Origin of the sequence: Akkermansia muciniphila, from assembly GCF_002884975.1 — a bacterium.
Taxonomy (GTDB): Bacteria; Verrucomicrobiota; Verrucomicrobiia; order Verrucomicrobiales; family Akkermansiaceae; genus Akkermansia; species Akkermansia muciniphila_C.
In genome coordinates, this window is the sequence record NZ_PJKB01000004.1 from 1 (window position 1) to 22,973 (window position 22,973).

Genomic DNA, 22,973 nt, shown 5'->3' on the forward strand with positions numbered 1-22,973 from the left:
CCCCATTACCCCCATTACCCCCATAAACCCTATCACCCCTATCCTCCCCCAGAGACAGCCCCCACAACTACATCCTTGCAGTTTGTGACGATTTCTTAACCAGGTTTCACTTCCTCACCATGGGGGCGGGAGGGTATCACTTCCCCGTCTTCCGGCATGAACGGCGCCACAGTCCGGGAAGCGGAAGACGCAACACAACAGAAAAGACGCCATGAAATTTGTCGCCAAAATCCTGACCATCGCAGCCGCTCTCAGCTCCCTGAGCATGGCCGCCGAGAAAGTAACCGTTGACAGCAGCATCAAGCCGTATGCGCCCACCAGCGGCGTTTCCGGCAACCTGAGCGCCGTCGGTTCCGATACGCTGAACAACCTGATGACCCTTTGGGCGGAAGGATTCAGCAAGAAGTACCCCAGCGTCAAAATAGGCGTTGAAGGCAAAGGGTCTTCCACGGCTCCCCCCGCCCTCACGGCAGGGACGGCCCAGCTCGCCCCCATGAGCCGCCAGATGAAGCGGGAGGAAATCGCCGCCTTTGAAGCCAAATACGGCTACAAGCCGACGGAAATCAAGGTGGCCCTGGACGCCGTGGCCTTCTTCGTTAACAAGAACAATCCCATCCAGGCCCTTTCCCTGTCGCAGATTGACTCCATCTTCTCCTCCACCTTCAAGCGCGGGGGCTCCAACATCTCCGACTGGGGCGATGCGGGCGTCCCCTCCATGAAGGGAAAAGCCATCTCCATCTATGGCCGTAACAGCGCCTCCGGCACGAACGGCTTCGTGAAGGAAATCGCCCTGAAGAAGGGGGACTACAAAAACTCCGTGAAGGAACAGCCCGGTTCCTCCGCCGTCGTGCAGGGCATCAGCTCTGACGAACAGGGGATCGGCTACTCCGGCATCGGATACGTCACCTCCGGCGTGAAAACCCTCTCCCTGGCGGAAAAAGGCGGCCAGGTGGCCGTGCAGCCCTCCTATGACAACTGCATCAGCGGCAAATACCCGCTCTCCCGCTACCTGCTGATTTACGTCAACAAGAAGCCCGGCGAACCCCTGGACACCCTGACCAGGGAATTCATCAAGTTCATCGTCTCCAAGGACGGCCAGGAAATCGTGACCAAGGACGGCTATTACCCGATTCCCGCCAAGGTCAGCGCGGATGTCCTCAAGAGCATTGAATAAACACCCCTTCCATACGCCATCAACACATGCCGGGGCAGGACTGCGGCCTTCCCACCGGAGTCCTGCCCCCAACTCCCCTCTCCACCGCCTGCCGTCATGAGCGCCAAAGCCCCCTCTCCCGCGCCGCCCAAGAAGCCCAAGCCCGTTCCGGAACGCTTCCAGGTGGCAAGAACCACGCTGTGGTTTGACCGCATCATGACTAAAACCATCATCGGCGGGGGCTTTACCGTCATTGTAGCCGTTTTCGGCATCCTCTTTTTCCTGCTGGCCGTCACCATTCCCCTCTTCCAGGGCGCGGACGTGGAAGAACGGCAGCACCTTGCGCCGTCCGTCCCGGTCCAGGGAACCTGGGGCCTGGACCCTTCCGGCACGCTCCCCTTCGTCTATGACAACGGCAAAAACGTCTTCTTTCTGGACAAGGCAACCGGGAACCTGAATCCCGCTCCCGTATCCCTGCCGGACGGGGAAACCGTCTGCGCCCATTCCTATGATTCATCCCTGGCGGCCTACGCCATCGCCACGGAATCCGGCAAGGCGGGCCTCATCTCCGTCCATTCCGGGCTCAACATCCACGGCCAGGCGAACGCCCATGGCCCGGCCAAGGCCGGAACGGAAACCAGCCCGCTCTATCCCCTGACGGAAAGCGGCTCCGTTCCCGGCAGAATATCCCGCATAGCCTATGCGGACGCGGGGGAACGGAAAATCTTCACCGCGACCGCGGAGACGGAACAGGGTCCGCGCCTCCTGCTGATGACGCTGGAGGAATCCCGCTCCCTGCTCCATGAAGGGGAGCTGGCCCCATCCGGCTTCCATGACCTGACGGACCAGCTTGAAGGCCGCCCCGCCGCCATGCTGCCCGGAACCTCCGGAGACAGCCTCGTCATCGCCACGGATACGGACAAACTCCTTTACTTCTCCTATGATGAAGACCGGGAAACGTGGGTCAAGCGCCAAACCATTCCGTCCCCCCTGGGAAACGGAGAAAAAATGACCTCCGTCAACTGGCTCTTCGGAGACATGTCCCTGGTGATAGGCGGCGACAAGGGAAGCCTTAAAATTTTCAGCCTGTATCCCCACCCCCGCCCGGACGGTCCCGCCGTGCGCCTCTTCGGGCAGACCAGGCAGTTCCCCCCCCTGGACGGCCCGGTGCAGCATTACGCCGCCTCCGGCATCAACCGTTCCTTCCTGGTCTCCACCCCGCGGGAGCTCAGGCTCTGCTACGGAACCACGGCTGACGTCCGCTGGAGCAGCGACCCGCTGGAATTCACCCCCGTCCAGCTGGCGGCCAGCACGGAATTCAACTCCGCCATTGCCGTGGACGCCGGGGGGAAGGTCCACTTCTTCTCCATGGAAGACAGGCACCCGGAAGCAGGCTCCAAAGCCCTGGCCGGGAAAATCTGGTATGAAGGGTATGACTCCCCCAAATGGCTCTGGCAATCCGTGGGAGGCACGGACGACTATGAATCCAAGCTCTCCCTGATGCCCCTGGTCTTCGGCACGCTGAAAGGCACCCTGTACGCCCTCGTCTTCGCCGTTCCGGTAGCGGTCATGGCCGCCATTTACACGGCCCACTTCATGGCCCCTTCCGTCAAGCGGGTGGTAAAACCCGTCATGGAAATCATGGCGTCCCTGCCCTCCGTGGTGCTGGGCTTCTTCGGCGCGCTCTACCTGGCCCCCAGAATGGAGGACAAGGTGCCCGCCCTGCTCTGCATGGCCGTCCTCATTCCCGGCCTGGCGGCCCTGATCGCGTGGTTCTGGACCACGCGGCCCGCGGCCTGGCGCAACAAATTCAGCCGCGGCGTGGAATACATCGTCATGACACCCGTCATCCTGCTCTGCGCCTGGTTCTGCTGGGAATACCTGGGCTACTGGCTGGAACAGCCCCTCATCAGCCTCTGCCAAGGCGTCATGAACCTCTGGGGCGCGGGGGACTTCCAGGCCGCCAGCTTCGCGGACCTGTGGCGCAACGGCTTCGGCATGCCCTATGAACAGCGCAACTCCCTGGTGGTGGGGTTCATCATGGGCTTTGCCGTCATCCCGGTCATCTTCACCATCTCCGAGGACGCCCTGAGCAACGTCCCCCCCTCCCTCATCGCCGCCTCGGAAGCCCTGGGGGCCAGCCGCTGGCAGATGGTCCGCACCGTGGTGCTTCCGGTGGCCTCCGCGGGCATCTTCTCCGCCCTGATGATCGGCCTGGGCCGCGCGGTGGGGGAAACCATGATCGTGCTGATGGCCACGGGGAACACTCCCATCATGGACTGGAACATCTTCAACGGCATGCGCACCCTCTCCGCCAACATCGCCACGGAACTGCCGGAGGCGGCGCAGGACTCCACCCACTACCGCGTCCTCTTCCTGGGCGGCCTCATCCTCTTCTCCATGACGTTCATCCTGAACACCCTGGCGGAAATCGTGCGCCAGCGGCTCCGCAAACGCTTCAACGTCGTTTGAGACTTCCCCTTCCTCTTCCAATCCATCTTCCATGAAACAGGACTTCAGCCTTCCGCCCGCCCCCAAACGCCCCCTGGGGGAAGTCAACATCTGGCTCACCTCCATCGGGCTCTCCCTGGGCCTCATCATGATCTTCGGCCTGCTGGGCATCATCGTCTTCAACGGCCTGGAGGCTTTCTGGCCCAAAACCGTCCATGAACTGACGATCGCCCCCGCTTCACAGGGGGAAAAACCCCTTGTCCTGTACGCCGGCATCACGAAGGACCAGACGCGCCACATGCCCGCGGACCCCGCCCTCCCCGGCTCCATGGCGAAGGACGTGCGGGAATACCAGCTCTTCACCGGAAGCAAGGAAGCCTACGGGCAATCCTACCGCTACGTGGACGCGCACAACGTCACCGCCTCCTCCACCCCCAAGGGGCTCCTGTGCCTGGAACGCATGGAGGGAGGAAAAGCCCTGGTCAAACCGCTGGAGCTCAAGCTGGCCTCCGGAGAAACCGTCCCGGCCTCCTCCCCGGAATTCATGACGGCCTTCCGCCGCGCGCTGGACCGGGAAGCGGAGTTGCGGGACGACATCAAGGCCATTGACGCCAAAGACATCGGCGCCGTCAACACCCGGCTGGCGGACGCCAAGCTGGACATCAAGGCCATTGAACGCTCCTATGACATCCGGGAGGAAAACGGAAGGCGCACGGCCACGCCCAGGGAAAACCCCATCCTCACGGGCATGGATGACCCGGCGGGGGAACTGGACCGGCTCCGCGCCAGGGTGGAGCAGCTCAACGCGGAATATGCCCGGTACACCGCAGAGGCGAGCAGGCTGAGGGAACAGCAGGGCCGGGACACGCTCGTGTACGCCCTGGGAGACGGGAAGAGGAAGAAAACCGGCATGGACAAAATCGTTTACGGCTACCAGCCGAACGACCTGGGCTTCTTCGGCAAATGCGGCGTCTTCCTCCACAACCTGTACCACTTCATCATGGATGACCCGCGGGAGGCCAACACGGAAGGCGGCATCTTCCCCGCCATCTTCGGCACATTCATCATGACCCTGCTCATGAGCGCGCTGGTCACGCCCGTGGGGGTCATCGGCGCCATTTACCTGCGGGAATACGCCAGGCAGGGAGCCCTGGTGCAGGCCGTGCGCATCTGCGTGAACAACCTGGCGGGCGTGCCTTCCATCGTCTTCGGCGTCTTCGGCCTCGGCTTCTTCGTCTACTACCTGGGCGGAACGATTGACGAACTCTTCTACTGGAAAAAGCTGGCCGTGGACAACACGCCCACCTTCGGCACCTCCGGCATCCTGTGGGCCTCCCTCACGCTGGCCCTGATGACGCTGCCCGTCGTGATCGTCTCCACGGAAGAGGCCCTCTCCGCCGTCCCCCGCGGGCTGCGGGAGGCGGCCCTGGCCTGCGGAGCCTCCAAATGGCAGATGATCAAGCGCATCATCCTGCCCAGCGCCCTGCCGGGCGTCATGACCGGCCTCATCCTGGCCATGGCCCGCGGCGCCGGAGAGGTAGCCCCCCTCATGGTCACGGGCGTGGTGAAGCTGGCCCCTTCCCTGCCCATTGACGGGGAAGGCCCCTTCATCCACCTGGAGCGCAAATTCATGCACCTGGGCTTCCACATCTATGACGTGGGGTTCCAGTCCCCGGACTCGGACGCCGCCCAGCCCATGGTCTTCGCCACCACGCTGCTGCTCATCCTGCTGGTGGTGGTCATGAACCTCACGGCCATCCTCATCCGCAACCGCCTGCGTAAAAAATACGCGGCCTCCAGCTTCTAACCCTGTTCTCCTTCACCATCCCATGACTGAACCAGCCGCCCCAGACGACGATCCCATCATTGAAGTGGAAGATTTCTCCTTCTTTTACGGAAGCAAACAGGTTCTCTTCAACATCGGCATGACCTTTGAAACCAACCGCGTGACGGCCCTCATTGGCCCCTCCGGCTGCGGAAAATCCACCCTGCTCCGCAACATCAACCGCATGAACGACCTGGTTCCGGACGTCCGCCACCGGGGGGACATCCGCATTGACGGCACCAGCCTGTACGATCCGCGCGTGGAAGTCATTTCCCTGCGCAAGCGCGTAGGCATGGTCTTCCAGAAATACAACCCCTTCCCGAAGAGCATTTATGAAAACATCGTCTTCCCCCTCCGCGTGGCGGGACGCAGCAGGCGCGCGGAACTGGATGAAACCGTGGAACGCAGCCTGAAAGGCGCCGCCCTGTGGGACGAAGTAAAGGACAAGCTGCACGAAAGCGCCTACGGCCTCTCCGGAGGCCAGCAGCAGCGGCTGTGCATCGCCCGCGCCATCGCCAACCGTCCCCAGATCCTGCTGATGGACGAGCCCTGCGCCGCCCTGGACCCCATCGCCACGCTGAAAATAGAAGACCTGATGGAAGACCTGAAAAAAGACCTCACCATCGTCATCGTCACCCACAACATGCAGCAGGCTACGCGCATTGCGGACCGCACCGCCTTCATGTACATGGGCCGCCTGGTGGAATACGGGGAAACATCCCAAATCTTCACCAACCCCGCGGAAAAAGAAACGGAAGCCTACATCACGGGCCGTTTCAGCTAAAAAGCCCAACTTCCAAGCCATTCACCTCATGACACCTCCCGGCAACCACATCCTCCCCCACTATGACGCGGCCCTGAACGCCATCCGCACCCGCGTCAACGCCATCTGCGGCAGCCTGCTGAAACACATGGACGTCCTGAAACGGGTCATCTCCGGCCCGGACAGCGACGGGGCCAACGGCATCATTGCGGACGGGGAACCGCTCAACGAAGAAACCCGCCAGGTTCTCTCCCTCTGCGCCGCCGTGCTTACCCAGTTCCACCCACTGGGGTCTGACCTGCGGCTTGTGCTCACCTTTTCCCGCTGCGGGGACAAGCTCCAGGAGTGCATGGAGGAAGTCACGGGCATCGCCAGGCATGCCAAGGCTTCCATCAGGCGCCGGGAGCCCCTGTGCCCGGACATTGTGCTCCCCTTGCTGGGAATGGCCGTCTCCGAATTCCGGGACGCCGCACGGTGCCTGGAAACGCAGGACGCGGACGCCGCACGGGAAATACGCCTGCGGGACAAAAAGCTGGACAAGGCCCACCGCAAGGCGCTGTCCCTGCTGGTCTCTCCTGACAGGGAGGACCATCCTTCCCTCAACGTCAACCTGCTCTTCATCATCCGCTCCCTGGAGCGCATCGGAGACATTGCCAAAACCATCGCCGCCACCGTCGTCTTCCTGAAGGAAGCCACGGACATACGCCACGGCAAAGGGAAATAAACCGCGTCTTTCCCCGCACGATTATTCCACCTTGCTCACGCTGAAGCAGTACACGGCGGGGTTGATCAGGGCCAGAGGGAGGTAGAACACGGCAAAGGAGAGGGAGCCGCCGTACAAAACCAGGCACAGGGCGGAAACGATAAACAGGATTCCGATTTTCAGGCTCCGCGGCCAGTCCTGGCGGTTTACCAGCCAGATCAGGGCTGCGCATACAAAGCCGATGACCACGCACAACACCCCGCCCATGGTGAGGAATTGCATATAACTGGAACAGAATTGTTCCAGCCACCGCACATTGTCCGGACTGGGGGGGTTACCTTCCCAGGCAAAGACCCCCGGAGGCAGCAGCACCCACAACAGAACGGAAAAAAATACCAGGCGGTCCGTATTGAGGCGATAGGTCATGCGGGGGTACGGTACCATTTCCGTGCATGTGATAACAAGTGAAATCGGCTGCTCCCGGCTGTTCCGGGAACGGTTCCTTTACAGCGGAGCAAACGCACCGTCTCCGGCGCCATTGACGGCGATTCCGTCTATTTCCACCAGCCAGCCGGGACGGCAGACGGGGGCTTTCAGCATCACATGCGGAACCATGGCCAGCGGGGATTCCATCAGGCGGCGGCTGACCGTTTCCCGGTCCGCCCAGTCGCGCAGGTACACCACGGCCTGTTTGAGGTCGGACAGGCTTCCGCCGTTCCTTTCCATCAGGGCGTTCATGTTTTCCAGGGTGCGGGCCGTCTGCCGCGCTACATCCCCCGGATGGACAATGTTCCCCTCCGCGTCAATGCTGGCCGTGCCGGAAAGGAAGTAGTGGGAGCGGTCCCCGTACACGATGCGGGCGCCACGTTCAAAGGCCACCCGGTACAGATGCGTGGGGGACAGGTAATCCGGAGCCTCCATGTAACGGACCTGCCCCGGCTTCAGCCCGACGATTCCCAGGCTGTCCATGTGCAGCAGCCGCCCAGGCGTTTCCGTACAGCCTTCAATCCCGGTGCTGGCGATGAAGTGGGTTTCCGGCGTCAGCCCGTAATGGTCAAAGCGTTCATTGCGTCCTTCCACCAGTCCGCGGTAGTTGTTGTCAATGTCCCGGCAGTAAATCCACGTGCGGTGAACCAGCTCCGGCACGGTTCCTCCGTGCGCGGCAGCCGCGCGGTCCAGCCAGCGGAATTCCTCCCGCATCTGGCCGTAGCTGTCCAGAGCGGAAGTTTCCTTCCTGCCCGCCAGGAACAGCCGGTAATGCGGACGCCGGGCCGTCACCACCGTTCCCCTCTGGTCCTCTTTCCGCCTTTTTTCCAGCATTCCGCTGATGTGCCATGCTTCCAGGGCCACGCGGGCCCCGTTCGCCGGAGGCTGCCCCACCACAGAGACATAGGAGTTCCGCTCCCCCGCCATCCGGCGCAGCGTTTCCGACTGGCGCACCGGATCGCTGACGTGGAAGCGCAGGAGGAATTCATCTTCCCCTCCGCCGCCCAGTTCACGGTACCTGTCTAGCAGGGAACGCAGTTCCGCCTCAAAGCTCGCGCCCGGTTCCGCCGTCATGCAGAAGAAATGTTCTTCCGCGCCGCCCTTTCCGCGCCATTCCAGTTTTTCAGGTAAATTAGCCGCCATGGTGTCCTCCTTTACAGGGACTGCACGTAATTGACCAGGTCCTCCAGCTCACGGTCATTTAAAGAACTTGTCTTCCCGCGGATGTCCCCCGGATTGTGCGTCGTAATGGCTTCCCGGATCGTCTTCGCCCGGCCGTCGTGCAGGTAGGGGGCGGTCCGCCACACTTCCACTAGGGAGGGCACCAGAATGCTTTTTCCTTCATCCAGCCCCGTGGCCGTCCCCGTAGCCACCAGTTCCTTGGTAGTGAAGTACGGGTGCGGGTGGCACTGCACGCACCCGGCCGTTTTAAAGACTTCCTTCCCCCTTCGCGCGGATTCGGACAAGGAGCCCCGCTCCACTCCGGGAGCATGGCACTGCGCGCAGGAGGCCTGTTTCGTCTGCTCTTTGGAGGGAGAACCGGCCATCAGGAACGGGCTGGGAACCTCCTTCATGTTTTTCAGGTATTCATTCACGCATTCCGCCAGTTCCCCGGAAGGTTCCAGAAACTGGATGTGAACGAAGCCCGCCGTCACGGCCACCTCCGCGGAGGCGCGGACGCCCAGCGTCATCACCGGGCTTGTCCGGTGGGAGAGGAACATGGTGCGCGTGTTTTTCGGGTTGCCCATGCCGTCATTCAGCAGGTCCCAGTTCAGGCCGTCCACACGGCTGTCCGGGTGGCAGGTGGCGCAGCTCTGCCAACCCTGGAAGCAATGGGAGGCGTCGTTGAAGTACTGTTCCCCCAGCTTTTCCCGTGAGGGCTGGAATCCTTCATTCAGGGCGATTTTCCGGGGTTGCGCGTCCCCCTTGAGGGGGACTTGCGCCAGCGTGTCCGAGAAGTATCCGGCCACATAAACGTTTTTCCCGTCGCACGCCAGGGAGCGCGGACCGTTCAGGGGCAGAGGAATGCGGGTGCGGAGGCCGTGCAGGAAGCCCAACCTTTCGGAAACGGGTTCGTTTTCCCGGTTTTCCCGCTTCATGCGGTCCAGCAGGCCGGGAAAATCAATCACGGACAACTCATGCGTCCCCGCGTGCGTCACAAACAGCTTTCCGCCATCCCCGGAAAAGGCGACGCCCCAGGGATTGGCCGCCCCCGCATCCGGGTCATCCAGCAGGACGGGGTGCGGCTTGTCCGGCTGTTCCGTGTCAATAACCGTCACGGCGTTCGTGTTCATCCAGCCGCGGTCCAGCTGCGTGGTGGGCACCTGGTAGCGGCTCAGCACGTGCGCCACGGCCAGATAACGGCCATCCGGGCTCATCGCCATGCCGCGCACGCCCTGCGTCCCGTTGGAGAGCGGGAAATGAACCGCCTTCCCGTCTTCCACCAGGGTCAGCGCAGCCGCCGTGAAATCCCCGTCCGCCTTCCCGGCGGGCAAATGGCCGGCGGCCCATATTTTCCTGCCGTCCGGGGAGACGGCCAGCGCCACCGGTTCACGGGGAACGTTCCAGGAATTCAGCACGTTCCCGGTAGCGGCGTCCATTTCCAGCACACGGGAATCAAACCGGCACGCCACATACAACTTACCTCCGCGCAGCACGGGAGCCATGGGCGTATGGCCCGCCGGAAAGGAACCTTTCAGCGCCCCGCTTTCCAGGTCCACCACCTCCACCACGCCGCGCGGTCCGCCTTCCGCCACATAGGCGGTGGCACCGTCAAGCGCCATGCCGTTGGGCGGCTGGCCCAGACGGATGCTTTTCACCTTTTCCCCGGAAGCGGGGTCCACCAGTTCCAGGGTACGGTTTTCATGCCCCAGCACGGCTACCAGGCGATCGAAAACCTTTACATCCACCGGAGCTGCGGGACCGGAGGCGTGCGCCGCATCCTGCCTGCACGAGACGAAGGACAGCAGGCAGCAGAGGGCAGCCGCGGAGGCGCAGAGCGTTTTTGTCAGTTTCATGGCCATTTCAAATTCAGTCTTCTATCATCACGCGGAACCCCACGTTGTACACGGGCCGCCAGCCGGGATACCCCCAGCGCCAGGAGGACGTGGCCCGCCGGGGGCGGTCATACCAGGAACCGCCGCGCACGGCACGGGGAACGCGGGAGTCCAGGCTTTCATTGCGCCCGTCCCCTTCCTTCCACGGGTAGGGCCTGTATTCGGAACGGGTCCATTCCGCGGCGTTTCCGATCATGTCGTACAGCCCGTAGGCATTCGGCTTGTAGCTCTTGACGGGGGCCAGATGGAGCTTCCCGTCATTGTACTTTTCATCCCGCGGCACGAAGTCCCAGAAACGGTTGGGATTTTTAATCGGCTTGGGGTCCACGCCGGAGACGGCAAGCTCCTTCAGCGTCACATCCCCCAGGTTGGCGTATGCGGAGAAGTCCGCATCCCGTTCGCCGAAGAAGAAGTCCGTATCCGCTCCGCCCCTGGCCGCGTATTCCCACTGCGCTTCCGTGGGCAGCGTCACCTTTTTCCCGGTTTTCCCGGAAAGCCAGCGGCAGAATTCCATGGCCCTGGTCCACGGCACCCGGACGGCCGGAAAACGCGGATCGGCATCCATGTCGTAGCCGGGCCTCACCTGGTCCTTGTAGTGCATGTCGTACCATCCATTGAGGTATTCCGGGTCAAAGCGGCGGTATTGCTCCAGCGTCACTTCCGCCTCTCCCATCCAGAACGGTTGTTCAATCTCCACCGGGGAGGCGGGTTTTTCCGCCGGGGTTTCCCGTTCACTTCCCATCCTGAATTTTCCCGCGGGAATGCGGCGGAACGTCATGCTTACGCTACCCCCCAAATCCACGGACAGCGTTTCATTCCGCGGTTCCGGGACGGGCACGCTTTTTTCACTGGCTCCCGGAACGGGCCTTTCCCCGTTGAAAACAGGTCCGCTGGCGTTTCTCCGGAACAGGGAATCCTTCATGGTCACGTAATTCCGTTCCGCCCCGGAGAATTGCCTGTGCAGGTCATAGCGGCGTTTCAGCAATCCTTCATTGCGTTCTCCCGGCCATTCGCCCAGGTAGGGGGCGTTCATGTCCATCCACGTGATCAGGCGGTTCCAGTCTTCCTGCGGCATCTCCACGCCGTGGTGCCCCTTTTTAAGGAGCTGGTAGAGTTCCGACGTATCCGCGAAGAACTCCGTGGGGGCCAGTCCCAGGTAGTTCCCCTCCGGACCGTTGCGGCGCACGTAGGGGTGCAGGTTCCAGTACGCGACGGACCCGGGAGCGGGAGCACCCTTGACGGCCTCCAATGTCATGAAGTCCGGAACTCCCGCGCGGGCCTTGTCTTCCGCGGTGTGGCAGCGGATGCAGTGGCGGTCCAGCACGGGCTGCACTTCATTCATGAAGGAGAAGGTGCGCGCCGGACCGTACCACGGGGTGATGGCGGCAGGCTTCTGCCGGGAGGCCATGACCGCCTTGGCGGGCGGAGCGTAGTTCTGCCGTTCATGGCAGCCGATGCAGCTTAACGTTTCCCCCGGCATGGCGGTAAACCAGCTCCGCATCAGCGCCAGGGCGCGCCCCTCCCCGTCCAGCACCTGGAGGGTCAGCGGCTGGTTGGCCGGAGCCGTAAAGATGGCGGAGCCGTCAGGATTCACGGGAACGGTGCCGTACAGCACCTTCAAGTCCCAGTTGCTTTCCATGCCCATGGCATAGTGGCTTCCAGTGTTGCGGGGGCTGTACTCGGACATGAACACGCGCAGGGATTTTGCCTCCCCCTTCGGCACTCCGGCTATGGCGCGTCCCCGGTACACGTCGGAGATATAGACCGTGGCCGTCTTGCTCTCCGGCTTCACGCGGTCATGCAGCACGGGCGGCTTTTTGCGCGGCTTCAGCGGCGCGGGGTCCGCATAAATGAAATAGGAGGAAGCCGTGAGAGGGACAATGTTGTCGTACATGTCGCACCAGACCACATTAGTCACGCCCTGGTTGCCGGAAGGGGAGGAGACGGCCAGGAAGGTCTCCTCATTCAGCGGATACGGTTCCGCAAAATAGGGAGTTTTCAATCCATCCACCAACTGGTCCCTGGTAACGTTTTCCACGGGTTTTCCGTAGCCCGGGATCTTCTGCACGGCGCCCTCCGTGGCGGTACGGCCCCGGTTCACGTTAAAGATGACCAGTTCCCCCAGCCGCTTGACACCATGGTGCCCGCTCACAATGCCCGCGAACATGCCCGGCCTGCCGGGAAGCGGGCGGGCGTTGAACAGGCTGTTGGGCCAGTAGGAGTTGGAACCGTAGTATTCCTTCTGGTCGCTGCCGTCCGGATTCATGTGCATCAGCACGCGGCTGAAGTAGTGGGCGCTTTCCGTGTATTCCCAGCGCAGGAACAGCACGCGCCCGTCCGGGAGCATGGTGGGGAACCAGTTGTTGTCCTGGTCAAAGGTGAGCCGCCGGGTCGTCTTCCTCTCCCGGTCGTAAAGGTGGATGTTCCCCACGTAGTCCACCCCGGTTACGCAGGGCACGCCCTGCATGCCGGAGGTGTTGACGAAGATGACGCGGCCGTCCGGCAGGTAGCAGGAGTTGTAGCTGTCCGTATCCGGCGGCATGTGGGCGGTGAGGGCTTCCGTTTTCCCGGTTTTCAGGTCCAGTTCAAAGACGTCCCAGGGCCTGTTTTCCTTCTTGCCGAAGCGGTTTCCGGTGAACATGAGCCTTTCCCCGGAAAAATCCACTTCCAGGTGCCCCATCCAGCGGTCGTCCCCCAGCAGCTGCGCCGCTGGGGAGGAAGAGGAGATGCCGTCAAATTTCACGATGCCGCTGCGGTACGTGCGGCCCGGACCCGGCATACTGGAGATTCCCTGCCAGTTGGCCGGGCGGTCATGCTTGAAGGAGCTTTCTCCGGACGGGTTGAAACGCCGCACGCTCACCCATTCCCGCAGGGAGTCCTGTTCCGGCAGGGATTCAATAAGGGCCTTTTTCCGCAGTTCCACCAGTTCACGCAATTGGTCCGCCTGCTCCGGCCCTGCTTGGTCTACCCACCGGTCCAGCGGCCCCAGCTTCTTCTCCCACTCATCCAGCCGGGCCATGAAAACCTCAGCATCAGGGTACCGTTCCCCGTATTTTTCCCGGTTGTGCTTCACCGCGCGGCGGATGGCGGCCGCATCATAATAAGCCGCCAGCTTCTTCAGCCGGAGGAAGCGGACTCTTTCCAGAATGGCTTCCTGATGCTTCATCAGGCCGTCCCAGGAAGAGACGGCTCCCACCCGCTCCGCCGGAACGGAAAGGATTTCCGCCAGCGCGGCCCCGGCTTTCTGGCCGTCCGGCCATGCCTGGAACACGGGAGCCAGCAACGCCATCGCATCCCCGCAGTCATCCGCGGCAGACGGATCGGAAAGGGAAGATACATGATCCGCCGTCCGCGCCCACACCTGCTGCATCCATTGGTTTCTTCCCTCTGCGGAGGCCGCGAGCGGAATTCCGGACAATTCCCGCAGCCACGGCTGCAGCGCGGAGGCATGGAGTATTCCAGCTCCCAGCACGGCACAGCCGCAGGAGAGAAGGCGCAAGATGGAACATGAGTCAAACATGGCGTATAGTTTTACACTAGTACGCAGGAGAAATTCTTTTTCATTCAACGGGAATTTCCGTACTGATCAATTTTCTGCCTAATCAGCAGATGGTGAATCCGTCATTTAATTCCTCCGGATTCTCAATCCGGAAATTAGTATCTGATTTTAAAGGGGAGGAGGTTGTGGAAAAGCGGGCCCGGCAGAAAGCAGCATGGAGAATCCTACGTCCTCCATGCCCAGAATTTTTTTCATGGCAGGCCTGAATTCATTCCCCCATTGCTCCAACTTCCTGACGACGGGGATTAACGTCTTCCCAGCCGGGGTGATGCTGGTCAATGACGTGCCCCCTGCTGAAGCAGGTGCCGCGCCTTCCCCCGCCGGACATGGAACGGGAGCATGAGCAGCGGCATTTCTCCGTTCATTCCCGCCATCTGCGAGAGACAAGCGCCGGAGGAAGAAGGAACGCCCGTCTTCCTCCCCTTCCGGCGGCCCTGTTGTTACATTCCTGCGGAATCGGAAGTTCAGGAGTCTTCCAGCGTGCGGGGACGCAGCAGGTACACCTTGTCCCGGCGACGCACCTGTTCCGGAACCGCCAGATAGACGGTCTCCCCTTTTTGCGCGGCGTCCACGGGTTCCATGCCCGCCGCCGTCTCCCGCCGCATGGATTCCACTTCCACGCGGACGGCCCCCGTGGTGGGCCCTGCAATGAGGATGGTCTGCCCCGCGGACAAGCCGCCGGCTTCCAGGTAAAGGGCCGCCACCCCGTTCTTCTTATAAAAGTTTTCCACCTTGGCTATATGGATTTTCAGCAGGGCGGCGCGGCTGTTGGCGGAACCGCTCCATTCCCCCCATTTCACGCCCAGGTAATATCCGCCCTGCCAGAATCCGCGGTTGAAAACGGATTCCAGCCGTTTCATCCACGCTTCCGCCCTGGCTGCGGAAAAGGTGCCGTCCAGGCATGCCTGGGCAGCCTCCCGGTAAACGGAGGTGACCGTTCTGACGTAGTCCGAGGAGCGGCCCCGCCCCTCCAGCTTCAGCACGGAAACGCCCGCGTCCAGAAGCTGGTCCAGCACCGGAACGGTGCACAGGTCCCGGGGAGACATCACGTATTTGTTGTCTATCACCAGTTCATTGCCCGTTTCCTCATCCGTCACGCGGTAGGCGCGGCGGCAGTTCTGGAAGCAGGCGCCCCGGTTGGCGGAAGAGTTGTAAGCCGCCAGGCTCATGTGGCATTTGCCGGAAACGGCCACGCACAGCGCCCCGTGGGCAAAGATTTCCACCCGGAGCAGTTCCCCGGAGGGGCCCCTCACGTCCTCCTTCCGGATGGATTCAATGATGTGCCGGATTTGCGCCAGGGTGAGTTCCCGTGCCAGCACCACCACATCCGCGTATTGCGCGTAGAACCTGACGGAGGCCATGTTGCAGACGTTGGCCTGCACGGACATGTGGACTTCCAGCCCGATGGAGCGGGCATGGGCGATCACCGCCAGGTCGGAAGCGATGACGGCGTCCACTCCGGCCTTCCGGGCGGCGGCGCACAGGGCATGCACCGCCTCCAGCTCTTCATCGTACACGATGATGTTCAGCGTCAGGTAGGCCTTAGCCCCCGCCTCATGGCAGCGGGCCACGATTTCCGGCAGGTCTTCTTCTGAAAAGTTGGCCGTGGCGCGGGAACGCATGTTCAGCTTCCCCACGCCGAAGTAGACGGAGTCCGCCCCGCCCTGCAACGCAGCGGCCAGGGATTCAAACGACCCCGCCGGGGCCATGATTTCTATCCGGGATTGAACGGGCATGGCAGAACGGCTCAGAGTCCTCCGGCTTCTTCCGTCAGGATGACGGTGATTCTTCCCTTGGGGAAGCATTTGACGATGGACATGTGGATGTTGCACAGGCGGTCCGGAGAGTTGCAGTCCGCACAGGTTCCCGTGTACATGCAGGGCGTCTTGAAGTCTTCATGGCGTTTGGCGTTCAGCGGGGCGATGCGGCGGATGCGTTCCCGCGCCTCTTCCGGCGTGCCCACCAGCTTGTTGGCCCCGGCCAGCAGAATGACGTGCCGGGGGCCGAAGGCTACGGGAGCCACGCGGTTGCCCACCATGTCCACCCAGTGCAGGGTTCCCTTCATGCTGACGGCGTTGATGCCGGTCAGGAACAGGTCCGCCGTCATGCCGCGGCGGCGGATTTCCCATTTTTCCTCCCGGTCCATGTCCGGAAGAAAGCCGTCGTAAAATTGAATGTCCGGATTGGCCCGCAGGTCGTCAAGAATTCCCGTGGCCTTCAAGGTCATGGAGTCCCCGTAGGAGGCGGATGACGGGTTGAGCTCCCGCACCAGGCCGCGCATCACGCCTGCGGCTTCCTTCAGGCCCGGAACTACAAAGCATCTGAATCCGCGCCGTTCCAGGCGTTCGGCGCACTTTTGCAGGGAAAGGGTTTCTTCCATAAAAACGGCGGATGAAGAACCCCGCTCCGGCATTATTCCGGAGCGGGGTTCCATGGAGTTTTATTCTTCCGCAGGGGCTTCCGCTTCACCGGAATCTTCCCCGGCCTCCGCGTCTTCCGCTCCCTCCGGGCCTTCCTCGTCTTCATCATCCGGGATGACGATGGAGATGTCCTGGATGGCTTCGCCGTCGTTCAGCGTCATGAGCTTCACGCCCTGGGTGGCGCGGCCCGTCTCGCGCACGGTAGCCACCTTGATGCGGACGGACTGCCCCGCCGTGGTCATGAGCATCAGTTCATCCTCCTCGGAAACGACCGTGGCGGATACCACCTTCCCGGTCTTGTCCGTGCAGTTCATGGTCTTGATGCCGGTGCCGCCGCGGCCCTGCGTGCGGTATTCGTCAAAGGAGGTGCGCTTGCCGAGGCCGTTTTCCGAGGCCACCAGCAGGGTTTTCTGCGGGTCTACAATGGCCAGGGCCACGACGTAGTCCCCTGCACGCGGACGGATGCCGCGAACGCCGATGGTGTTGCGGCCCTGGGTGCGGAGGGCTTCCTCCGGGAAGCGGATGCTCATGCCGTCATGCGTGACGAGCACGATTTCATTTTCCCCGGTGGTGAGTTCCGCGTTCACCAGGGTGTTGCCTTCCTCCAGGTTGATGGCGATGATGCCGGCCTTGCGGTAGTTGACAAAGTCGTTCAGGCTGGTTTTTTTCACCGTGCCGTCCTTCGTGGCGAAGACCACGTTGCCGCTGCCTTCCGCAAAGGTGATGTCATTGCCCTTTTCATCCACCCGGCGTTCCAGGCGCAGGATGGCGGCGATGGCTTCCTCCGGCTGGAGGTCCAGCAGGTTCTTGATGTTGCGGCCCTGCGCGCTGCGCGCGGCCTCGTCAATTTCATACACGCGGTCCACGTACACGCGCCCGGTGTTCGTGAAGAACATCAGGTAGTCATGGTTCTGGGCGGCGAAGAGGTGCTCAATGAAGTCCGCCTCCGCATCCTTTCTGGCCCCCTTGGTGGTGGCGGCCTTCACGCCCTTGCCCCCACGGGCCTGCACGCGGTATTCCGCGGAGTTAGTGCGCTTGATGTAGCCGCTGTGCGTGATGGTGACGATCATCGTATCGTTCGGGATCAGGTCTTCAATGGCCATGTCCCCGGAGAAGGGAATGATGCGCGTGACGCGCGGCGTGGCGTACTTGTCCTTGATGGCCATGAGTTCATCCTTCACGATGCCCAGCACGCGGGATTCGTTCGCCAGGATGTCCAGATAGTCCTTGATGCGGACCAGCAGTTCCGCGTATTCCCCGGAAATCTTGTCGTTTTCCAGAGCGGTGAGCTGGTACAGGCGCAGGTCCAGGATGGAGTTTACCTGGCGTTCCGTAAAGATGTAGCGGTCCCCCTGGACGGAGGCCTGGGAACGGATCAGGATGCCCAGGCTTTCCGCCGTCTGCGTGGAGAAGGTGTAGTTCTGGAGGCGTTCGCGGGCTTCCTCCCTGTTCTTGGAGTCGCGGATGATGGTGATGAAGTCATCCATGTGGTGAAGGGCCAGCAGGAAGGCTTCCAGGCGTTCGGCGTCCTTTTCCGCATCCCCCAGCAGGTAGCGCGTGCGGCGCACGACCACCTCGCGCCGGTGCTCGATGTAGAAGTTGATGGCGTCCAGCATCGCGAGCGTCTTGGGGCGGTTGTCGTGAATCGCCAGCATGTTCACCGCAAAGGAGGTTTCCATGGAGGTGAGCTTGTAAAGCTGGTTCATGACCACCTGCGGGCGGGCGTCCCGCTTGAGCTCGATTTCAATGCAGGTTTTCTCGTCGGAAAGGTCGCGGATGCCGGAAATATCCGTCAGTATCTTGTCCTTGTACAGTTCCGCGATGCGTTCCTGGAGGGCGGCGCGGTTCACGCCGTACGGCACTTCACGGATGATGAGGAGGTCCTTGCCGGAGTCCGTCATTTCCATGTCTATCTTGCCGCGGATGCGCACGGAGCCGCGCCCGGTGCGGAAGTAGTTGTCAATGCCGGAAAAGCCCAGCACGTCGCCCCCGGTAGGGAAGTCCGGCCCCTTGATGTACTGGCGCAGTTCATCCACCGTCATGAGCGGGTTGTCAATCACGGCGCAGATGCCGTCCACCACTTCCCCCAGGTTGTGCGGGGGCATGTTGGTTGCCATCCCCACGGCAATGCCCGTGCCGCCGTTGACCAGCAGGTTCGGGAAGGCGGAGGGGAACACGGTGGGTTCCGTGTGCTCATTGTCGTACGTGGGAACGAAGTCCACCGTATCCTTGTCCAGGTCAGCCATCAGGGCCACGCCCATGCCGGAAAGCTTGGCTTCCGTGTATCGGGCGGCGGCGGGGGGGTCCCCGTCCGGCGTGCCGAAGTTGCCCTGGCCGATGACGAGGATGTCCCGCATGGACCAGTCCTGCGCCATGTTCACCAGGGTGCCGTAAATGGCGGCGTCCCCGTGCGGGTGGTAGTTACCCATGGTGTCACCCACGATTTTGGAGCATTTACGGGTCTTCCCGCCGGGGGACAGGTTCAGTTCCTTCATGGCGTACAGGATACGCCGCTGGGAGGGCTTGAGGCCGTCTCTCACGTCCGGCAGGGCGCGGGAGATGATGACGGACATGGAGTAGTCCAGGAAAGAAGTGGAGAGCTCGCTGGCTACGTCCACCGGTTTGATTCTATTGTTTTCCATGGTTCTGAGAGAAATTCTGGGGATTAAACGTCAAGGTTGCGGACGTTGAGCGCGTGGTCCACGATGTAGTTCTTGCGGGGCTCCACCACGTCCCCCATCAGGATGGTGAACATTTCATCAGCCCTGACGGCGTTGTCGTCATTCAGGATGACGCGGAGCAGCTCGCGGCGTTCCGGGTCCATCGTCGTCTTGAACAGGTCCTTGGCGTCCATTTCACCCAGGCCCTTGAATCGCGTGATCTCCACGCCGCGCTTGCCGATGGTGATGACGGATTCCAGAATGTCCATTACGGAGAAGAGGGCCGTGGTCCGTTCCTTGTCTCCTTCCCCTTCCACCAGTTCAAACAGGGGCGTATCCATGGATACGAGCATGTTCCCGGGGATGCCTAGCTCAGCCAGACGCGTCAGGGCACGCGCAATAGCCTTCGCTTCATGCAGTTCATGGGTGATGGATCGGCGGCTGGGGCCTTCCCGGTCCGGGAGCGGATTTTCCAGCAGTTCCTCTTCCGTGGGCATGCCGAAGATGAAGAGGTCCCTGTTTTCTTCGGAAAAGGCAGTGAGAGCTTCCATATCATGGAAGAACAGGACTTCCTCTTCATTGCCGCTGCGCACCTTCACCAGGAATTCCGGGAAGTCCCCGTTAGCCTCCCGGTGGTTGAGCAGGTCTTCCAGGGAGCCGCCCTGCGCCTGCATGGATTCCGTGTAGCGCTGGAGGTTGACCAGCGTTTCCAGAATGGCGGAGAGTTCATCCGGCGTAAAGGAACGGGAACCGTCCGCAAAGCGGAGGGTCACGTCATTGACGGCCAGTTCAATCAGCTTGCGGTTCAGCGCGACGTCATCCTGCACGTATTCCTCCTTCTTCCTGCGGATGATGCGGTAAAGGGGAGCCTGCGCGATGTACAGGTACCCGGCGCGCACCAGCTGCGGCATGTGGCGACAGAAGAAGGTGAGCAGCAGGGTGCGGATGTGGGCGCCGTCCACGTCCGCGTCAGTCATGATGATGATCTTGTGGTAGCGCACCCGGTCCAGCCTGAAGGAGGCCTCATCCTCCCCATCCCCGATCCCGGCGCCGATGGCCGTGATCATGTTCTGGATTTCCCGGCTGCCCAGGGCTTTGTCCAGCCGCGCCTTTTCCACGTTAAGCACTTTCCCGCGCAGGGGCAGGATGGCCTGCGTGCGGCGGTCGCGCCCCATCTTGGCGGAGCCGCCGGCGGAGTCACCTTCCACAATGAAGAGTTCGCACTTGGCGGGGTCACGGTCGGAGCAGTCCGCCAGCTTGCCGGGAAGGCCGCCGATGGAAAGAGCGCTCTTGCGGACCGTTTCACGCGCCTTGCGCGCGGCCTCGCGGGCACGGGCGGCCGTGATGCTCTTTTCAATGATCTTCTTGGCCATCGCCGGGTTTTCCTCGAAGTACGTCTTGATCTCTTCGTACACGACGTTGCCCACCACGCCTTCAATCTCCGTGTTCACCAGCTTGTCCTTGGTCTGGGAGGAGAAGCGCGGGTTGGGCATTTTGACGGAGATGACGGCCACCAGGCCTTCACGCACGTCTTCACCGCTCAGGGAGGTGTCCTTTTCCTTGAGCAGGCCGTTCGCCTTCGCGTAGCCGTTGATGACGCGCGTCAGGGCGCCGCGGAAACCGGAAAGGTGCGTTCCGCCGTCCCCGTTGTAAATGGAGTTGGCAAAGCAGAGGATGTTCGTCTCATACGTGTTGTTGTACTGGAACACCACGTCCACCAGCACGTCATCCTCCATCTTCTTGCCGTCGTATTCCACTTCCACCTTGCGGACGCCGGAAATGGAGATGGGTTCGTCATTGATGACTTCCTTGTTCATCCCCAACTGGCGGACGAACTCCACAATGCCTTCCTTGTAGTAAAACGTTTCCCGGCGCACGGGGGCTTCCCGTTCGTCAATCAGCTCAATGACCAGGCCGGGGTTCAGGAACGCAAGCTCACGCAGGCGCGTGGTCATCCGGTCAAACTTGAACTCCGTGGTATCCGTGAAGATGGTGGCGTCAGGGAAGAAGGTAATGGTCGTACCCGTGATTTCACAGGCACAGGCGCCCACCGTGCGGAGGGGTTCAATGGTCTTGCCGCGCTCAAACCTGATCTGGTAGCGCTTGCCGTCCCGGCGCACTTCCGCCTTGAACCAGTCAGACAGGGCGTTCACGCACTTGGCGCCCACCCCGTGCAGTCCGCCGGAGTATTTGTAGGCTCCCTGCCCGAACTTGCCGCCGGCGTGCAGGTTGGTCAGCACCAGTTCCACGGCGGGAATGCCGAACTTCGGGTGCGTATCCACCGGAATGCCGCGGCCGTTGTCCACCACGGAAATGGACCCGTCCACATGAATCACAATGTCAATCTTGCTGCAATACCCGGCCAGATGCTCGTCAATGGAGTTGTCCAGCACTTCAAACACGCAGTGGTGCAAGCCTCTCTCATCAGGGTCCCCGATGTACATGCCGGGGCGCTTCCGCACGGCCTCCAGGCCCTCCAGTTTGTCAATCTGCGCGGCGCCGTATTCATGCTGCGCCGTCGTGGAAACGGTGGTTTCAACAACCTCGTTGGTATCTTCGGACATAACTGAAATATACTACGCTTATCTTAATTTTTTGCAAGGCTAATGTTAGAAAGCGCGCGTGCGCGTGTGGGGGCTACCTCCGCAAAAACCCGCTGTAATCGCATAAAAACAGGCCTATTTCTCGCCGCCCGGTTTTTTCTGACATCAGATAGCGGACAAGGGGGTGCAGGAGTATTCTGCGCCGTTTTATAGAATTGGAAGGGGCGTTCCGTGCGGAGGGCGGAGAACGGCGCGGGGAGAGTAGTGAACAAAATGGACTTGATGGACAGGATGGGCACCATTTTCTTTCTTCTACTCTGTCCTTTCAGTCCACACGGTCTATTACTCCGGTGGGGCTTCTTCCCCAACACAACAGGGCCGCCCCGGCTCTTGTCCGGAACGGCCCTGGCGGTGCGGAGAGCAGAGCGTCTCCGCTCCACTCTCAACTCTCAAACCTCAACTCTTCTTAAAAGTCATACCGGTAGCCAACGCTTCCGTTCACCGAGTTGGCTCCGTCACGGAAGTCAGCATTGCCATTGACGAACACCGTTCCCTGCGTTNGCCGGGGTTGCCCAGCAGCGCCACATTGGTTTCTCCGCGGCGGTCGCCCATGTCCTGGGCCACGTTGGCGCGGAACTCCACCAAAGCCTCACGGCCAAAGATGTTGCTTCCCGCCAGCCCCATCCAGCGGCCGCCCAGCGCTACCGTTCCCGTCGTCCAGTCCTGCTTGCCTACGCTCAGGCCCGCGTTCCCGGCTCCCGTTTCCGTGTAGCCGTCCATCCGCGTGGTTACCACGGAGACGTTGGCCAGAGGCTGCAGGATGCTGCTCTTGTCTTCATTGAGGTACACGTCGTAAGTCAGCTCATACATCGCTCCGAAGCCCCAACCGTTGGTGTTGCCCTGCGTGCTGTAGCTGCCTTCCCCGTAGTTGACCGTGCGGTTGAGCTTGGCGTCGTTCCAGCCCCCCGTCAGGATCAATGTGTGCGCCCACCGCTTGCTCTGGTAGCGACCGAAGAGGTTGGCGTAGTAGCTGTCCAGGTGGCCGTCCGCCGTGTCCGCCGCGCTGGCCGTCAGGTCGCCGTAGTTGGCCGTGAAGGCCGCTCCNGTGGTCGCTGAGGTCCACGTCCATGCCCACGGTGCCGCCCCAGGTGGTGAGCTGGTAGCCGCTTTCATCCCCCTTGGTGTCCAGCTTGGCGTAGGAGCCCGTGCCTTCCATCCACATGTGGAAGTAGGGGAGGTCTTCGTTGATGTAGGCGGGGTTGACGCCCATGAGGGTGGTGCGGTTCCTGATCCAGCCCATCTGGTCGCGCAGGGCGTCCTTCTGGGCCGTGCCCAGCGCGTTGACCGTGCTGCC

Annotated in this window: 15 protein-coding genes; 6 read left to right on the forward strand and 9 right to left on the reverse strand. The window is 61.7% G+C overall.

All coding sequences use genetic code 11. From position 1 onward, the window contains the following. Positions 1-211: 211 nt before the first annotated feature. From CXU21_RS11925 to CXU21_RS11945, 5 genes are all read left to right on the forward strand, one after another. Positions 212-1,174, forward strand: a complete 963-nt coding sequence (locus CXU21_RS11925; RefSeq protein ID WP_022397214.1) for a PstS family phosphate ABC transporter substrate-binding protein — start codon at positions 212-214, stop codon at positions 1,172-1,174. A 96-nt stretch (positions 1,175-1,270) separates the two neighbouring features. Then, positions 1,271-3,625 (forward strand): ABC transporter permease subunit, encoded by a 2,355-nt coding sequence (locus CXU21_RS11930; protein WP_102726200.1) that lies wholly within the window; start codon positions 1,271-1,273, stop codon positions 3,623-3,625. A 31-nt stretch (positions 3,626-3,656) separates the two neighbouring features. Further along, positions 3,657-5,411: a phosphate ABC transporter permease PstA gene (gene pstA, locus CXU21_RS11935; protein ID WP_102726201.1), complete on the forward strand. Its 1,755-nt coding sequence runs from the start codon at positions 3,657-3,659 to the stop codon at positions 5,409-5,411. Positions 5,412-5,433: 22 nt separating this feature from the next. Then, complete coding sequence (pstB, locus tag CXU21_RS11940; protein ID WP_102715552.1) at positions 5,434-6,213, forward strand: phosphate ABC transporter ATP-binding protein PstB; 780 nt, start codon at positions 5,434-5,436, stop codon at positions 6,211-6,213. Positions 6,214-6,241: 28 nt separating this feature from the next. After that, positions 6,242-6,916, forward strand: a complete 675-nt coding sequence (locus CXU21_RS11945; protein ID WP_102726202.1) for a phosphate signaling complex PhoU family protein — start codon at positions 6,242-6,244, stop codon at positions 6,914-6,916. 21 nt (positions 6,917-6,937) lie between these two features. On the opposite strand, the gene CXU21_RS11950 is transcribed toward CXU21_RS11945, so the two are convergent. The 4 genes from CXU21_RS11950 to CXU21_RS11965 all read right to left on the reverse strand — a co-directional run bounded on the left by CXU21_RS11950 (position 6,938) and on the right by CXU21_RS11965 (position 13,957). Beyond that, positions 6,938-7,321, reverse strand: a complete 384-nt coding sequence (locus CXU21_RS11950; RefSeq protein WP_102726203.1) for a hypothetical protein — start codon at positions 7,319-7,321, stop codon at positions 6,938-6,940. A 78-nt stretch (positions 7,322-7,399) separates the two neighbouring features. Next, the gene (locus CXU21_RS11955) at positions 7,400-8,524 is read right to left on the reverse strand and encodes a Rid family hydrolase (protein ID WP_102726204.1); all 1,125 of its coding nucleotides are present in this window, start codon (positions 8,522-8,524) and stop codon (positions 7,400-7,402) included. A gap of 11 nt (positions 8,525-8,535) precedes the next feature. Further along, a complete protein-coding gene (locus tag CXU21_RS11960) occupies positions 8,536-10,398 on the reverse strand; it encodes a YncE family protein (RefSeq protein ID WP_180972812.1) in 1,863 nt (620 codons plus the stop codon). Positions 10,399-10,411: 13 nt separating this feature from the next. Then, a complete protein-coding gene (locus CXU21_RS11965) occupies positions 10,412-13,957 on the reverse strand; it encodes an SUMF1/EgtB/PvdO family nonheme iron enzyme (protein WP_102726206.1) in 3,546 nt (1,181 codons plus the stop codon). A 232-nt stretch (positions 13,958-14,189) separates the two neighbouring features. Here CXU21_RS11965 and CXU21_RS12465 point away from each other — a divergent pair, with 232 nt between their 5' ends. Continuing rightward, positions 14,190-14,339 (forward strand): hypothetical protein, encoded by a 150-nt coding sequence (locus tag CXU21_RS12465; protein ID WP_180972813.1) that lies wholly within the window; start codon positions 14,190-14,192, stop codon positions 14,337-14,339. A 121-nt stretch (positions 14,340-14,460) separates the two neighbouring features. On the opposite strand, the gene CXU21_RS11975 is transcribed toward CXU21_RS12465, so the two are convergent. From CXU21_RS11975 to CXU21_RS11995, 5 genes are all read right to left on the reverse strand, one after another. Then, positions 14,461-15,732: a peptidase U32 family protein gene (locus CXU21_RS11975; protein WP_102726208.1), complete on the reverse strand. Its 1,272-nt coding sequence runs from the start codon at positions 15,730-15,732 to the stop codon at positions 14,461-14,463. Positions 15,733-15,743: 11 nt separating this feature from the next. Further along, entirely contained in the window at positions 15,744-16,376 is a 633-nt protein-coding gene (locus tag CXU21_RS11980) for a lactate utilization protein (RefSeq protein WP_102726209.1), read from the reverse strand. A gap of 60 nt (positions 16,377-16,436) precedes the next feature. Then, positions 16,437-19,058, reverse strand: coding sequence for a DNA gyrase subunit A (gene gyrA / locus CXU21_RS11985; RefSeq protein WP_102715536.1), 2,622 nt, complete (start codon positions 19,056-19,058; stop codon positions 16,437-16,439). A gap of 23 nt (positions 19,059-19,081) precedes the next feature. Continuing rightward, the gene (gene gyrB, locus CXU21_RS11990) at positions 19,082-21,640 is read right to left on the reverse strand and encodes a DNA topoisomerase (ATP-hydrolyzing) subunit B (RefSeq protein WP_102715533.1); all 2,559 of its coding nucleotides are present in this window, start codon (positions 21,638-21,640) and stop codon (positions 19,082-19,084) included. 477 nt (positions 21,641-22,117) lie between these two features. Further along, a complete protein-coding gene (locus tag CXU21_RS11995; protein ID WP_257997396.1) occupies positions 22,118-22,792 on the reverse strand; it encodes an autotransporter outer membrane beta-barrel domain-containing protein in 675 nt (224 codons plus the stop codon). Positions 22,793-22,973: the final 181 nt, after the last annotated feature.